This window comes from Cellulomonas pasadenensis (assembly GCF_047229365.1).
Lineage (GTDB): Bacteria > Actinomycetota > Actinomycetes > Actinomycetales > Cellulomonadaceae > Cellulomonas.
Map to the genome: position 1 here is coordinate 1 of NZ_JBFTEP010000098.1, position 13960 is coordinate 13960.

Here is a 13960-nt window from a genome sequence, read left to right on the forward strand (position 1 = left end):
GGTCGCCACGGCCGCCCCTGCAGCCACGCACCGGCCGCCGCGTCGAGGTCGGGGGCGGGCGTGCGGGCGGCCGCACCGTCCGCGGAGTCGTCGTGGGCGGCCTCCCCCGTGCCGTCCCGCGCCGGCTCCGCACCGGCGGGGTCGTCGTGGGCGGCGACCCACACGCGTGCCACGCGGGCCCGGAAGCCCTCGTCGGACCGGAGCGCGTTCCACAGCGGCACGGCGCCCGTCGTCGCCCGGCGGCGGGGCGCGAAGCGGCGCACCGCCAGCAGGGCGGTCGGGACCTCGGCTGCCTCCATGCCGCCGAGCACGTCGGCGGCCGCGCGCACGAGCAGCGCGCGCAGCGCGTCGGGGACCGGCTCGTCCGTGCCCGCCGGACGTGCGCCGGCGTCGGCCGCGGCGCCGGCGTCGGGATCCGCCGGTCCGGGCGCGGGTACGGCGTCGCGGTCGGTCTCCGCCCCGCGCACGCCGTCTCCCGGACCCATCCGGCCAGCCTAGGCGGGCGCGGCGGTGCCGGGCGGTGTCGGACCCGGTCGGTACGGTCCCGCCCATGTCGAGCGTGCGCCGTCTGCGGCCCGTGTGGGCCGAGGCTCCCGGGGCCGTGCCCCCGCCCCCCGGCACCGCCGCACCCGTGGCGGTGCCCGTCCAGCCGGGGCTCGACGACCTCGGCACGCCGCTGGCCGACGTGACGTTCGTGGTCGTGGACCTCGAGACGACCGGGGGCCGCGCGGGAGAGGACGCGATCACCGAGATCGGTGCGGTCAAGGTGCGCGGCGGCGAGGTGCTGGGCGAGTTCCAGACGCTCGTCGACCCCGGCGGCCCCGTGCCGCCGTTCATCCAGGTGCTCACGGGCATCACGACGTCGATGCTCGTCGGCGCGCCGCGCATCGAGGAGGTCCTGCCGAGCTTCCTGGAGTTCGCGCGCGGCACGGTGCTGGTCGCCCACAACGCGCCCTTCGACGTCGGGTTCCTGCGGGCCGCCGCCGCGCGGTGCGAGCGCGCCTGGCCGGGTTTCCAGGTGGTCGACACCGTGCGCCTCGCGCGCCGGGTCGTCCTGCGGGACGAGGCGCCCAACCACAAGCTGTCGACGCTCGCCGCGCTGTTCCGGGCCGAGGTCACGCCGAACCACCGCGCGCTGTCCGACGCGCGTGCGACCGTCGACGTCCTGCACGCCCTGCTCGGCCGGCTCGCACCGCTCGGCGTGACGCACCTGGAGGACCTCGCGGGCGCCGCCGACCCTGTGCCGAGCGACGTCCGCCGCCGCCGCACCCTGGCCGACGGCCTGCCCGACGCGCCGGGCGTGTACCTGTTCCGCGGCCCGCGCGAGGAGGTGCTCTACGTCGGGACGTCGACGACCTCGCTGCGCAAGCGGGTCCGCAGCTACTTCACGTCGGCCGAGAAGCGCGCGCGGATGACGGAGATGGTGCGCCTCGCCGTCCGCGTCGACCCGGTGGTGTGCGCGACGCCGCTGGAGGCCCGGGTGCGCGAGCTGCGTCTCATCGCCGAGCACGCGCCGCGCTACAACCGCCGCTCCCGCGCCCCGGAGCGCATGCCGTGGGTGCGCCTCACCGACGAGGCCTACCCACGGCTGTCGGTGGTCCGCGACGTCCGCTCGGGCACCGCGCACATCGGCCCGTTCGCGTCGCAGGCGACCGCGCAGCTCGCGGTCGAGGCGCTGCACGAGACGTTCGCTGTCCGCCGGTGCACCCCGCGGCTCCCCCTGCTCCCGGCGGCGGGCGCGCACGCGTGCGTGCTCGCCGAGCTCGGGCGCTGCGGTGCGCCGTGCACCGGCGGGCAGGACGCGCCGACGTACGGAGCGGTGGCGGACGACGTCCGCGCGGCGATGACCGGCGACCCCGGCGCCGTCGTCGCGGCGCACGCCGCGCGCATCCGCACGCTCGTCGCGCAGGAACGGTTCGAGGAGGCGGCCACCGTGCGCGACCGGCTGCTCGCCTTCGCCCGCGGGGCGGCCCGCACCCAGCGGCACGCGCCGCTCGCCCGCTGCGCCGAGCTGGTCGCCGCGCGCCGCACGGACGAGGGCGGGTGGGAGCTCGTGCTGGTCCGGCACGGTCGGCTCGCCGGGACCGCCAGGGTCGACCGGCGCACCGACCCGCGGCCGGTCGTGGCGACCCTGCGGGCGACCGGCGAGCACGTCGAGCCGCCGACGGCACCCGCGACGGCGGCGCACCCCGAGGAGACCGACCTCGTGCTCGCCTGGCTCGAGCAGCCGGGCGTGCGGCTCGTCGAGATCGACGGCGAGTGGGCCTCGCCGGTGCGCTCCGCGCAGTCCGTGCGCGACGCCGTCGCGGCCGTCGCCGTCGACCTCGTGACCCCGCGCCCGCCCCTCGTCGACGACGTGCCGCCGGTGGCCGCCACGCCCGCGCGCGACGCCCGTCGCACGGCATGATGGCTGCATGCTCACCGCCATCGTGCACATCGACTGCGACGCCGCCACCATCCCCGAGGTCGCCGCGCAGATCGCCGAGATCGACGGCGTCAGCGAGGTCTACTCCGTCACCGGCGAGGTGGACCTGATCGCGCTCGTGCGGGTGCAGGAGCACGAGACGCTCGCGGACGTCATCGCCGACCGCGTCAGCAAGGTCCCCGGGGTGCTGCGGACGCAGACGTACATCGCGTTCCGCGCCTACTCGCGGCACGACCTCGAGGAGGCGTTCGCGCTCGGCCTCGAGGACTGACGCGGCGGCGACCGGCGCGCCCGGCCGTCACCCCGCGGCTGCCGCCGCCGGCACCCCGCGGCTGCCGCCGCGGTCACCCCGCGGCTGCCGCCGCCGTCACCCCGCGGCTGCCGCCGCCCAGCGCGCGAGGAGGTCCGCCGCGCGACCGTCGTCGATGGCGCGCTCCGCGATGGCGCGGCCGGCCAGCAGCCGCTCGACCAGGGAGCCCTCGGCCGTGCCGGGGCTCGTGCCGTCCGCGACGAACGCCGCGGCGGCGTTGAGCACGACCGTCTCGCGGACGGGTCCGGGCGCACCGGCGACGAGCGCCCGCACGACCTCCGCGTTCGCCGCGGCGTCACCGCCGCGCAGCTGCTCGACGGTGACGGGCTCGACGCCGACGGCCGCCCAGTCGACGACCTCCTCGCGCACCGTGCCACCGCGGACCTCCCAGAAGCGCGTCGGCCCGGTGGCCGCGACCTCGTCGAGGCCGTCGCGCTCCCCCCGGAACACCAGCGCGTCGCGCCGCCTGCCGGCGAGCACGCCGGCGACGAGCGGCGCCATCCGCAGGTCCGCCACGCCGATGGCGCTCGCCGGCGGCTGGGCGGGGTTCGTCAGCGGGCCCAGGAAGTTGAAGGCGGTGCCGATCCCGAGGTCGCGCCGCGGCACGGCCGCGTGGCGCATCGACGGGTGGAACGCCCCCGCGAAGCAGAAGGTGATGCCGACCTCGGTCGCGAGCGCGGCGACGCGCTCGAGCGGCAGGTCGAGACGGATGCCGAGGTGCTCCAGCACGTCGGCGGTCCCGGTCGACGAGGACGCCGCCCGGTTGCCGTGCTTGACCACCGTCAGACCCGCGCCGGCGACGACGATCGACGCCATGGTCGAGATGTTGACCGTGTGCAGGCGGTCGCCCCCGGTGCCGACCACGTCGACGGACCGTCCCGGCACCTCGAACCGGCGCGCGTGCGCGAGCATCGTGTCCGCGAGGCCGGCCAGCTCCTCGGCCGTCTCCCCCTTGGCGCGCAGCGCGACGAGGAAGCCCGCCACCTGCGAGGGCGAGGCCTGGCCCCGCATGATGCGGTCCATCGCCCAGGCGGTGTCCGCGCTCCCCAGGTCGTCGCCGCGCACGAGCGACGTCAGCAGGTCGGGCCAGGTCGTCGCCACGCTCATCGGGTCGCGCTGCCGGCGCGGACGAGCTGCGCGACGGCGTCGTGCAGCACCACCGGGTCCAGCGGGCGGCTGACGACGGCGTCGGCGTTCGACCACGACGCGAGCCATGCGTCCTGCGGGCGCCCCGTGAGCACGAGGACCGGCGGGCAGCGGTACACCTCGTCCTTGAGCTGGCGCGCGAGACCCATGCCGCCGACCTTGTCGGCCTCCCCGTCGAGCACCAGCAGGTCGAGCCCGCCGGCCTCCGTGGCGGCGATCGCCGCGGCGGCCGTGGCCACCTCGACCCACTCGATGTCGGGCTCGCCGCGGCCCAACCGCCGGCCGACGGCCAGCCGCACCTGGTCGCGCGCGTCGACGTGGTCGCTGTACAGCAGGATGCGCGGCCCCCGCGTCTCACGGCCCGGGTCTGCGGTGCTCATGGCTGGCCCCTTCACTCGTCGTCGACGTGGTCCTGGAGGATCTTGGCACGAGCCCGTGCGCGCGCGTGGGCGCTCCGCCGCGGGCGGAGCGGAGCGGTCGACCGCCACGACGGCGTGCGGCCCCGGCGCCCGGGCACCGCCGCGCGAGGTGACGGTGTGACATATACCCACCCGCCGTACCGGGCCCTGCGACCCACGCACGCGCGTCGTCGGCCATAATGGCGTGGTGTCGACCGCAACGGCTGCCTCGCGCCCCGCGCCCCACGTGACCGTGAACCGCCCGAACCCGGTGTCGGTGGGCACGATCGTGTGGCTGGCCAGCGAGCTCATGTTCTTCGCCGGCCTCTTCGCGATGTACTTCACCATCCGTCAGGCCGTGCCCGAGGAGTTCGCCCTCCAGACGGAGAAGCTGAACCTCCCGTTCGCCTTCGCGAACACGACGATCCTGGTGCTGTCGTCGGTGACGTGCCAGATGGGCGTGTGGGCGGCCGAGCGGCTGCAGCCGCAGCGGACGGGCTCGCTGCTCCAGTTCTGGCGCTGGGGCATGAACGAGTGGATCACCCTGACGTACGTCATGGGCGCGATCTTCATCGGCGGCCAGATCTACGAGTACGCCGAGCTCGTGCACGAGGGACTGACGATCTCGTCCTCCCCGTACGGCTCCGTCTTCTACATGACGACCGGCTTCCACGGCCTGCACGTCGTCGGCGGCCTCCTGGCCTTCCTGTTCCTGCTCGGCCGCTCGTTCAGCGCGAAGCGGTTCACGCAGCACGAGGAGACGACCGCGATCGTCACCTCGTACTACTGGCACTTCGTCGACGTGGTCTGGATCGCGCTCTTCGCGGTCATCTACCTGGTCCGATGACGACGGCGGCGCCCGCGCCGCCACCGCCCCACCCGCACATCCCCCGACAGCGAGACGAGGACCGATCCGTGAAGGCACTCGCAGCCCGCAGGCACGACCGGCGCGCGCCGGTGGTGCTCCTCCTGCTGGCGCTGCTGCTCACCGGCGCCCTGTACGCCGTGCTGGCGCCGACCACCGCCGACGCCGCCGCCCCGACGGCGACCGCCGACCAGGTCGAGCTCGGTGAGAAGCTGTTCCAGGCCAACTGCGCGACCTGCCACGGGCCGGACGCGACCGGCACGGACGAGTACCCGTCCCTCGTGGGCGTCGGTGCCGCCGCCGTCGACTTCCAGGTCGGGACCGGGCGCATGCCCGCGCAGATGAACGGCCCGCAGATCCAGGCGAAGCCGGTGCAGTTCGACCAGGACCAGATCGCCGCGCTGGCCGCGTACGTCGCGTCCCTCGGCCCGGGCCCGTCCGTGCCGACGGCCGACCAGGTGGACCCCGCCCAGGGCGACCCGGCGAACGGCCTCGACCTGTTCCGCACCAACTGCGCGATGTGCCACAACGCGGTCGGCGCCGGCGGCGCCCTCTCGCAGGGCAAGTACGCGCCGAACCTCTGGGGCACGACCCCCACGCACGTCTACGAGGCCATGGTGACGGGCCCCCAGTCGATGCCCGTGTTCAACGACGCCACCCTCACGCCGGACGAGAAGCGCGACATCATCGCCTTCCTCGAGCTGCAGGGCGAGGGCTCGCCCGGTGGCATCGACCTCGGCAGCCTCGGCCCGGTCAGCGAGGGCCTCTGGGCCTGGATCGTCGGCATGGGCCTTCTCATCGGCGCAGCAGTCTGGATCGGAGCGAGGTCCTCGTGAGCATGACCCACGACCACGGCCACGACGGCGGGCACGACGCCTCCGCCGACTTCGCGGGGACCGACGTCGTCCTGCGCGAGGGCGACACGTCGGCCGCGAAGTTCGAGAACCCCGGCTTCGGCCCGCACCGCCCCCGCAAGGGCGACGTCGACCCGGCGGCGAACAAGAAGGCGGAGCGCCAGGTCGTCGCGCTCTTCGCGATCTCGGTGATCGGTGCGATCGGCTTCGTCGTCGCGTACTTCGCCCTCCGCCCCGAGGGCACCGTCGAGTCGATCCGCGCGTCGAACCTCGCGCTCGGACTGGGCCTGACGCTCTCCCTGCTCGGCATCGGTCTCGCGGCGGTCCACTGGGCCAAGACGCTGATGAACGACCACGAGAAGTTCGAGCACCGGCACGCCCAGCGCAGCACCGACACGGTGCGCGCCGAGGCCGTGCAGGCGCTCAAGGACGGCGCCGAGGACTCGGCCATCGGGCGCCGGGGCGTGCTCAAGGGCGCGCTCGTGTCGTCGCTCGCGCTCTTCCCGCTCACCATCGCGCTGCCGCTCATCGGTGAGGTCGGCGAGGACTGGAACATCAACAAGTTCAAGCGCACCCTCTGGGCGCGCGGCCGCAAGCTGACGCTCGACCCGACCGGCCGCCCCATCAGGGCCGCGGACGTCACCATCGGCTCGGTCGTGCACGTCATCCCCGAGGGTCTCGAGGACGCCGAGGCGCCGCTGGACGAGAAGGCCAAGGCCGTCGTCCTGCTCATCCGTCTCGACCCGCGCGACATCGTCTCCGAGCAGGGCGAGGGCTGGTCGTACGACGGCATCGTCGCGTACTCGAAGATCTGCACCCACGTGGGCTGCCCCGTGGCCCTCTACGAGCAGCAGACCCACCACCTGCTGTGCCCGTGCCACCAGAGCACGTTCGACGTGGCCGACGGCTGCAAGGTCGTCTTCGGTCCCGCCTCTCGGCCGCTGCCTCAGCTGCCGATCACCGTCGACGACGAGGGCTACCTGGTCGCGCAGAGCGACTTCCACGAGCCCGTCGGTCCGAGCTTCTGGGAGCGACTGCGATGAGCACCACCACCACCGCCCCCTCGCGCGGCGCACGCGCCGCCGCGGGCACCGCGGACTACCTCGACCAGCGCACCGGCATCGGTACCGCGGTCAAGGAGTTCGCGCGCAAGATCTTCCCCGACCACTGGTCGTTCCTGCTGGGCGAGATCGCCCTGTACAGCTTCATCACGCTGCTGATCTCCGGCGTGTTCCTGACGATGTTCTTCGTCCCGAGCATGACCGAGGTGCACTACGAGGGCCCCTGGCCCGAGCTGCACGGCGTGCAGATGTCGGAGGCGTTCGAGTCGACGCTGCGGCTCTCGTTCGAGGTCAGCGGCGGGCTGCTCATGCGGCAGATCCACCACTGGGCGGCGCTGATCTTCGTCGCGTCGATCGTCACGCACATGATGCGCGTCTTCTTCACCGGCGCCTTCCGCAAGCCGCGTGAGCTCAACTGGCTCGTCGGCTTCGTCCTGCTGATCCTCAGCCTCGCGGCCGGCTTCTCGGGCTACTCGCTCCCCGACGACGTGCTCTCCGGCAACGGCCTGCGCATCACGGACGGCGTGGTCCGATCCATCCCGATCATCGGGAGCTACCTGTCGTACTTCATCTTCGGCGGCGAGTTCCCCGGGCACGACATCATCCCGCGCCTGTTCACCGTGCACATCCTGCTGGTGCCGGGCCTCATCCTCGCGCTCATCGGCCTGCACCTGTTCTTCGTCGTGCTGCACAAGCACACGCAGTACCCGGGCTCCGGCCGCACGAACGCGAACGTCGTGGGCTACCCGCTCTTCCCGATCTACGTGGCGAAGGCCGGCGGCTACTTCTTCATCGTCTTCGGCATCATCGCGCTGATGGGCGCGACCATGTCGATCAACCCGGTGTGGAACTACGGCCCGTACGACCCCTCCCCCGTCTCGGCCGGTGCCCAGCCGGACTGGTACATGCTCTTCCTCGAGGGGTCGCTGCGGCTCATGCCCGGCGGTGGCACCGAGTTCGTCATCGGTGGCGAGAACGGGTTCACGATCTCCCTCAACGTCCTGATCCCGGCGGTCGTGGTGCCCGGCGTGCTGTTCACGCTGCTGGCGCTCTACCCGTTCGTCGAGGCGGCGGCCACGGGCGACAAGCGCGAGCACCACGTGCTCGACCGCCCGCGCAACCGCCCGTTCCGCACGGCGTTCGGCGTCTCGCTCCTCACGGCGTTCTTCATCCTCGTGCTGGCCGGGTCGAACGACCTCATCGCGACGCACTTCCAGCTGTCGATCAACGACATCACGTGGGTCTTCCGGTTCCTGTTCTTCCTCGGCCCGTGGGCGGCGTTCGTCATCACGAAGCGCATCTGCCTCGGGCTGCAGCGCAAGGACCGCGAGCTCGTCCTCCACGGCCACGAGACCGGGCAGATCGTGCGGTTCGCCTCCGGCGAGTACATCGAGGTCCACAAGCCCCTCGACGCGCACGAGCGCTGGCTGCGCGTGCAGCACGACGCGATCCGCCCCCTCGAGATCGAGCCGGCCGAGGACTCCCGCGGCGTGCGTCGCACGGGGTACCGGCGCGACAAGCTGCGCCAGCGCCTCTCGCGCATGTTCTACGAGGACCGCGTCGAGCCGGTCACGCCGGCCGAGCTGTCCGCGGCGCACTCCCACGGCGAGCACGACTCGCTGGGGTCCGTGCACCAGGAGCACGCAGAGATCTCGAGCGCCGGCGTCCCTGCCGGCGACCCGGCTCCCACCGGCGGCGGCACGCACCTCGTCGCACCGGTGGACGACAGCGCCGACGACGCGCGGAAGAAGTGATCCCGCGCGAGAGTTGACGAGGTCGGACACGCCGTTCGCGGTGCCCCCCTGCTCCGGCAGGGGGGCACCGCGTCGGCGTTCCAGGACGCCGCAGCACGCGGCTGCGGCCCGACGCAGGAAGGCAACAGATGGCTGACTACACGCTTCCGGACCTGCCCTACGACTACGCGGCGCTCGAGCCGCACATCTCCGGCCGGATCATGGAGCTGCACCACGACAAGCACCACGCCACCTACGTCGCCGGCGCCAACACGGCGCTGGAGAAGCTCGCCGCGGCGCGCGAGGCCGACGACCTCGCGGCGGTGAACCTGCACGAGAAGAACCTCGCGTTCAACCTCGGCGGGCACGTCAACCACTCCGTCTTCTGGCAGAACCTCTCCCCCGAGGGCGGTGACCGCCCCACCGGTGAGCTCGCCGCGGCGATCGACGAGTTCTTCGGCTCGTTCGACGCGTTCCAGAAGCACTTCGCCGCCAACGCGGTCGGCATCCAGGGCTCCGGCTGGTCCGTGCTCGCGTGGGACTCCGTCGGCCAGAAGCTGGCGATCTTCCAGCTGTACGACCAGCAGAGCAACTTCCCCCTCGGCGTGGTCCCCGTGGTCATGCTCGACATGTGGGAGCACGCGTTCTACCTCGACTACGTCAACGTCAAGGCGGACTACGTCAAGGCGTGGTGGAACGTCGTCAGCTGGGCCGACGCCGAGCAGCGCTTCACGCGCGCGCGCACGCAGACGGCCGGCCTGATCGTCCCGACGGTCTGACACCGGGCACGCACTCCGCCGCGACGGCCGCGTCCCCTCCTGGGGGACGCGGCCGTCGTCGTCCGTGCCGGCGGCCCCTGGGCCGCCTGACGCGCTCCCCAACGGCCGACCTCGCGGGTCTCCCCGAGCCCGGTCCCCTGCCAGGCCGACCGGCGCGGCGCGCCTCGTCGACCGACCCGCGGCCCTCGGTGCGGGCATGAACACGCCCGCCCCGCCACACGCACCGCCTCCCCGGGTCTTTTCCTCCCGGGACGCACGAACGGCCCGCCACGTGCTCGTGGCGGGCCGTCCTGCGGTACGTCAGTGGGCGTGCTGCCCGCGGGAGAACTCGAAGACCCAGCCCACGAGCCCGATGGCGCCGAGCGCCACCGCGGGAGCCATGAGCCACCAGCCCACGGCCATCGCGAGGAACGCGACGGACGCCGCCAGGCCGATCACGAGGGGCCACCAGCTCCAGGGGCTGAAGACGCCCTGGTTGCCGGCGCCCTGCTCGATCTCGCCGAGCTCGTCGTCCTCGGGGCGGGCGTCGATGCGCCGCGCCAGCAGGGCCAGGTAGCCGCCGATCATGCCGACGAGGCCACCGACGAGCGGGATCCCGACCGTGCCGACCGCCTCGCCGCCGCTCCAGAAGGCGTAGATGAGGCCGACCGGGACGAAGAACATGACGCCGTAGAGGAACAGCCGTGCCTCGAACTTCATCGCTCGTCCTCCCGCCGCTGCTGGATGTCCTCGGTGCTGTCCTCGACGACCGTGCTGGACGACCGGTGCTGCTCACCGCCGCCGTTCGCGACGCGGTCCTCGGCGAGCTCGCGCTCGCCCCTGCGGTCCGACGTCCAGTCGAGCGGGCCCGGGTCGTCCGGCTGGACCTGGTCCATCGCCGCGACCTCGGGGTGGTGCAGGTCGAACGCAGGGCGCTCCGAGCGGATCCGCGGCAGCGACGTGAAGTTGTGCCGCGGCGGCGGGCAGCTGGTGGCCCACTCGAGCGAGCCGCCGTAGCCCCACGGGTCGTCGACGGTGACCTTGGGCGCGTTGCGCCACGTGACGTACACGTTCCACAGGAACGGCAGCGTGGACGCCGCGAGGATGACCGAGCCGACCGTGGACAGCTGGTTCATCCACGTGAACCCGTCCGCCGGCGAGTAGTCGGCGTAGCGGCGCGGCATGCCGACGACACCGAGCCAGTGCTGCACGAGGAACGTCATGTGGAACCCGACGAACAGCAGCCAGAAGTGGATCTTGCCGAGGCGCTCGTCGAGCATCCGGCCCGTGAACTTCGGCCACCAGAAGTAGAAGCCGGCGAACATCGCGAACACGACCGTGCCGAAGACGACGTAGTGGAAGTGCGCCACGACGAAGTACGTGTCGGACAGGTGGAAGTCGAGCGCAGGGCTGGACAGGATGATGCCCGTCAGACCGCCGAAGAGGAACGTCACGAGGAAGCCGATCGACCACAGCATCGGCGTCTCGAACGTGAGCTTGCCGCGCCACATCGTGCCGATCCAGTTGAAGAACTTCACACCGGTCGGGACGGCGATCAGCATCGTCATGAACGAGAAGAACGGCAGCAGGACCGAACCCGTCACGTACATGTGGTGGGCCCACACGGTCACGGAGAGCGCGGCGATCGCGATCGTCGCGTACACGAGGCCCTTGTAGCCGAAGATCGGCTTGCGGCTGAACACCGGCAGGATCTCGGTGACGATGCCGAAGAACGGCAGCGCGATGATGTAGACCTCGGGGTGCCCGAAGAACCAGAACAGGTGCTGCCAGAGCAGCGCGCCGCCGTTCTCCGGGTTGAAGATCTGCGCGTCGAGGCGCCGGTCGGCACCGAGCGCGAAGAGGGCCGCGGCGAGCGGCGGGAACGCCATGAGCACGAGCAGCGACGTCACCAGGATGTTCCAGGTGAAGATCGGCATCCGGAACATGGTCATGCCCGGCGCGCGCATCGTGACGATCGTGGTGATGAAGTTGACCGCGCCGAGGATCGTCCCGAAACCGGTCAGCGCGAGGCCGAAGACCCACAGGTCACCGCCGAGCCCCGGCGAGTACACGGTGCTCGACAGCGGCGTGTACGCGAACCACCCGAACGACGCCGCGCCCTGCGGGGTGAGGAAGCCGCCCGCGGCGATCAGGCCGCCGAACAGGTACAGCCAGTACGCGAACATGTTGAGCCGCGGGAACGCCACGTCGGGCGCGCCGATCTGCAGCGGCATGACGATGTTGGCGAAGCCGGCGAACAGGGGCGTCGCGAACAGCAGCAGCATGATCGTGCCGTGCATCGTGAATGCCTGGTTGTACTGCTCCTTGGACTGGAACAGGTCCATGCCCGGCGTGAACAGCTCGGCTCGGATGAGCAGCGCGAGGATGCCGCCGATCGCGAACCACACGAACGACGTGATCAGGTACATGTACCCGATCGTCTTGTGGTCGGTCGACGTGACCCACCGGATGACCGTGCGACCCAGCGTCTGGCGCTGCGGCGCCAGTCCCGGGATGCGCTCTGCCTGGGCGACCATCAGTTCTCGTCCTCCCCTGCGACCTCGTGGAGGTCCTGCTGACGGCTGTACTCCAGGCCGAGGATGCCGGTCTGGCCCTTCTCCCGGAGCTCCTCGATGTGCGCCTCGTACTCCTCCTGCGAGACGACGGCGACGTTGAAGAGCATCGACGAGTGCTCCTCGCCGCACAGCTCGGCGCACTTGCCGCGGTAGAAGCCCTCACGCGTCGGCGTCACCTGGAACTGGTTCGTCACGCCGGGGATCATGTCCATCTTGTAGAGGAACTCGGGCACCCAGAACGAGTGGTTGACGTCCCGCGCCTCGAGCGTGAACTCCACGCGCTGGTCGACGGGCAGGTACAGCGTCACCTGGCGGTCGAGGGCCTCGGGGTCCGTCCCGACCTCCCGCGCGTGCTGCCCGGTCTCGTAGACGTCCTCGTCGAGGTAGTTGAAGTCCCAGCTCCACTGCTTGCCGACGACCTGGATGTTGACGTCGGGCTCCGCCGTCGTGTCCTGCATCGCCATGGTGTCGCGGTTCGTGTAGTAGAACAGCACGCCCACCATGATCACGGGCAGCACGATGTACATGACCTCGAGCGGCACGTGGTAGCGCAGCTGCACGGGGAGCGTGTCGTCGTCCTTGCGCTTCCGGTAGACGGCGACGCACCAGAGGATCAGCCCCCAGGTGATGATGCCGACCAGCAGGGCGGCGATCCAGGAGCCGACCCACAGGGAGACGACGCGACCGGTCTGGTCGGTGACCTCCTGGTCGGAGTCACCGGGGAGCCAGCCACGCTGGACCGTCTCGGAGCAGCCGCTGAGCACCAGCACGGTGACCGAGGCCAGCAGGGCCGCGATCACGCGCCGGGCGCGGCGGGGGGAATCCGGGTGCACGGGGGGCCTTCCACTCGCGTCCCTGCGGACCGCGCCCAGGGACGGGCGCGCGGTCGTGCGGGACCTTCGTCCTCGACCCGAGCAGCCTAGCGCGCCCGTGAGCGCCGGACGTGCTGCGGCGCTCCTTTGGCGACGCGGTGTCAGCACCGTCACACACGGTCGTGCACGCTCGCGCCGTGCACGCACGGACCGCGCCCGTCCGCCGCGCACTACCGTGCCGGTGTGCCCGCGCCCGCCTCCCCCGCCCGTGCCGTCCTCGACGTGGCCGGCCACGCCCCGCTGCGTCCCGCGGCGCGCACCGCGCTGCTCGAGGCGTTCGACCAGGGCTGGGCGGACCCCCGCAGGCTGTTCGCGGAGGCCCGGCGTGCGCGCCTGCTGCTCGACGGCGCGCGCGAGGCCGTCGCCGGCGTCGTCGGGGCGCGCACCGAGGAGGTCGACCTGCTGCCCACCCGCACGGCGGCGCTGCACGCGGCCGTGCGGTCGGTCGCCCGCGGCCGGCGACGGCTCGGGGCGGACGTCGTCGTCGGCGCCGTCGAGCGCGCCGCCGTGCACGCCGCCGCGGCGTTCGTGGCGCAGCGCGGCGACGGCGCCGTCACCACGGTGCCGGCCGACCGGCTCGGCCGGGTGGACGCCGGCGCCCTGGCGGCAGCGGTGGGGCCGCGCACCGTGCTGGCGGCGCTGCAGCACGCGAACGGCGAGGTGGGGACGCTGCAGCCCGTCGCGGCGGCGCACGACGCGCTGCGCCGTGCCGGGGTGCCGCTGCTCGTCGACGCGAGCGCGAGCCTCGGCCACGTCGCGGTGGGGCCGGCCTGGGACCTGCTGGCGGGCGACGCCGGCGACTGGGGCGGCCCGCCGCTCGGCGTCCTCGTCACGCGCACGGGCGTGCGGCGCTCCCCCGACTGGCCCGAGGACGAGGACCGGTGGTCCCCCGGCGGCGTCGCCGTCCCGCTCGCGCTGGCCGCGGCGGTGGCGCTGCAGGACGCCGTCGCACGGCGCGACGC

The 13960-nt window shown here is 72.8% G+C and carries 13 protein-coding genes and 1 pseudogene; 8 read left to right on the plus strand and 6 right to left on the minus strand.

The window, feature by feature from the left end:
- Window positions 1-485, minus strand: a pseudogene (locus tag AB6N23_RS13330) (hypothetical protein); the annotation flags it as partial.
- Window positions 486-550: 65 nt separating this feature from the next.
- Here AB6N23_RS13330 and AB6N23_RS13335 point away from each other — a divergent pair.
- Entirely contained in the window at window positions 551-2407 is a 1857-nt protein-coding gene (locus AB6N23_RS13335) for a DEDD exonuclease domain-containing protein (RefSeq protein WP_412866522.1), read from the plus strand.
- A gap of 7 nt (window positions 2408-2414) precedes the next feature.
- The gene (locus tag AB6N23_RS13340; RefSeq protein ID WP_412866523.1) at window positions 2415-2696 is read left to right on the plus strand and encodes an Lrp/AsnC family transcriptional regulator; all 282 of its coding nucleotides are present in this window, start codon (window positions 2415-2417) and stop codon (window positions 2694-2696) included.
- 96 nt (window positions 2697-2792) lie between these two features.
- Here the strand turns inward: AB6N23_RS13340 and trpD are convergent, their stop codons facing one another.
- Together trpD and AB6N23_RS13350 are read right to left on the minus strand one after the other, a co-directional pair.
- Window positions 2793-3842: an anthranilate phosphoribosyltransferase gene (gene trpD / locus AB6N23_RS13345; protein WP_412866524.1), complete on the minus strand. Its 1050-nt coding sequence runs from the start codon at window positions 3840-3842 to the stop codon at window positions 2793-2795.
- Window positions 3839-4261: a hypothetical protein gene (locus AB6N23_RS13350; protein WP_378206981.1), complete on the minus strand. Its 423-nt coding sequence runs from the start codon at window positions 4259-4261 to the stop codon at window positions 3839-3841. Before AB6N23_RS13350 ends, trpD begins: the two co-directional genes overlap by 4 nt.
- Window positions 4262-4487: 226 nt before the next feature.
- On the opposite strand from AB6N23_RS13350, the gene ctaE reads away from it, so the two are divergent.
- The 5 genes from ctaE (at window position 4488) to AB6N23_RS13375 (ending at window position 9571) form a co-directional block, all read left to right on the plus strand.
- Complete coding sequence (ctaE, locus tag AB6N23_RS13355) at window positions 4488-5126, plus strand: aa3-type cytochrome oxidase subunit III (protein WP_412866525.1); 639 nt, start codon at window positions 4488-4490, stop codon at window positions 5124-5126.
- A gap of 68 nt (window positions 5127-5194) precedes the next feature.
- Window positions 5195-5980, plus strand: a complete 786-nt coding sequence (gene qcrC / locus AB6N23_RS13360) for a cytochrome bc1 complex diheme cytochrome c subunit (protein WP_412866526.1) — start codon at window positions 5195-5197, stop codon at window positions 5978-5980.
- Window positions 5981-5982: 2 nt separating this feature from the next.
- Window positions 5983-7041 (plus strand): cytochrome bc1 complex Rieske iron-sulfur subunit, encoded by a 1059-nt coding sequence (gene qcrA / locus AB6N23_RS13365; RefSeq protein ID WP_412866531.1) that lies wholly within the window; start codon window positions 5983-5985, stop codon window positions 7039-7041.
- Window positions 7038-8813, plus strand: coding sequence for a cytochrome bc1 complex cytochrome b subunit (qcrB, locus tag AB6N23_RS13370; protein WP_412866527.1), 1776 nt, complete (start codon window positions 7038-7040; stop codon window positions 8811-8813). The genes qcrA and qcrB overlap by 4 nt, the downstream gene beginning before the upstream one ends.
- Before the next feature lie 128 nt (window positions 8814-8941).
- On the plus strand, window positions 8942-9571 hold the full coding sequence (locus AB6N23_RS13375) for a superoxide dismutase (protein WP_378206995.1): 630 nt from the start codon (window positions 8942-8944) through the stop codon (window positions 9569-9571).
- 300 nt (window positions 9572-9871) lie between these two features.
- Here the strand turns inward: AB6N23_RS13375 and AB6N23_RS13380 are convergent, their stop codons facing one another.
- Genes AB6N23_RS13380 through ctaC form a run of 3 tightly spaced genes read right to left on the minus strand, consistent with a single transcriptional unit; the run spans window position 9872 to window position 12959 of the window.
- Entirely contained in the window at window positions 9872-10270 is a 399-nt protein-coding gene (locus AB6N23_RS13380; RefSeq protein ID WP_378206998.1) for a cytochrome c oxidase subunit 4, read from the minus strand.
- On the minus strand, window positions 10267-12087 hold the full coding sequence (gene ctaD / locus AB6N23_RS13385) for an aa3-type cytochrome oxidase subunit I (protein WP_412866528.1): 1821 nt from the start codon (window positions 12085-12087) through the stop codon (window positions 10267-10269). Before ctaD ends, AB6N23_RS13380 begins: the two co-directional genes overlap by 4 nt.
- On the minus strand, window positions 12087-12959 hold the full coding sequence (gene ctaC / locus AB6N23_RS13390) for an aa3-type cytochrome oxidase subunit II (protein WP_412866529.1): 873 nt from the start codon (window positions 12957-12959) through the stop codon (window positions 12087-12089). Before ctaC ends, ctaD begins: the two co-directional genes overlap by 1 nt.
- 222 nt (window positions 12960-13181) lie before the next feature.
- Between ctaC and AB6N23_RS13395 the strand changes: the two genes are divergently transcribed.
- The coding region (locus tag AB6N23_RS13395) for an aminotransferase class V-fold PLP-dependent enzyme (RefSeq protein WP_412866530.1) at window positions 13182-13960 on the plus strand (779 nt) is incomplete at its 3' end.

Coding starts and splice junctions, on each gene's coding strand:
- AB6N23_RS13335 (WP_412866522.1), top strand. CDS start 551: ATGTCGAGCGTGCGCCGTCTGCGGCCCGTGTGGGCCGAGGCTCCCGGG.
- AB6N23_RS13340 (WP_412866523.1), top strand. CDS start 2,415: ATGCTCACCGCCATCGTGCACATCGACTGCGACGCCGCCACCATCCCC.
- trpD (WP_412866524.1), bottom strand. CDS start 3,842: ATGAGCGTGGCGACGACCTGGCCCGACCTGCTGACGTCGCTCGTGCGC.
- AB6N23_RS13350 (WP_378206981.1), bottom strand. CDS start 4,261: ATGAGCACCGCAGACCCGGGCCGTGAGACGCGGGGGCCGCGCATCCTG.
- qcrA (WP_412866531.1), top strand. CDS start 5,983: ATGACCCACGACCACGGCCACGACGGCGGGCACGACGCCTCCGCCGAC.
- qcrB (WP_412866527.1), top strand. CDS start 7,038: ATGAGCACCACCACCACCGCCCCCTCGCGCGGCGCACGCGCCGCCGCG.
- AB6N23_RS13375 (WP_378206995.1), top strand. CDS start 8,942: ATGGCTGACTACACGCTTCCGGACCTGCCCTACGACTACGCGGCGCTC.
- AB6N23_RS13380 (WP_378206998.1), bottom strand. CDS start 10,270: ATGAAGTTCGAGGCACGGCTGTTCCTCTACGGCGTCATGTTCTTCGTC.
- ctaD (WP_412866528.1), bottom strand. CDS start 12,087: ATGGTCGCCCAGGCAGAGCGCATCCCGGGACTGGCGCCGCAGCGCCAG.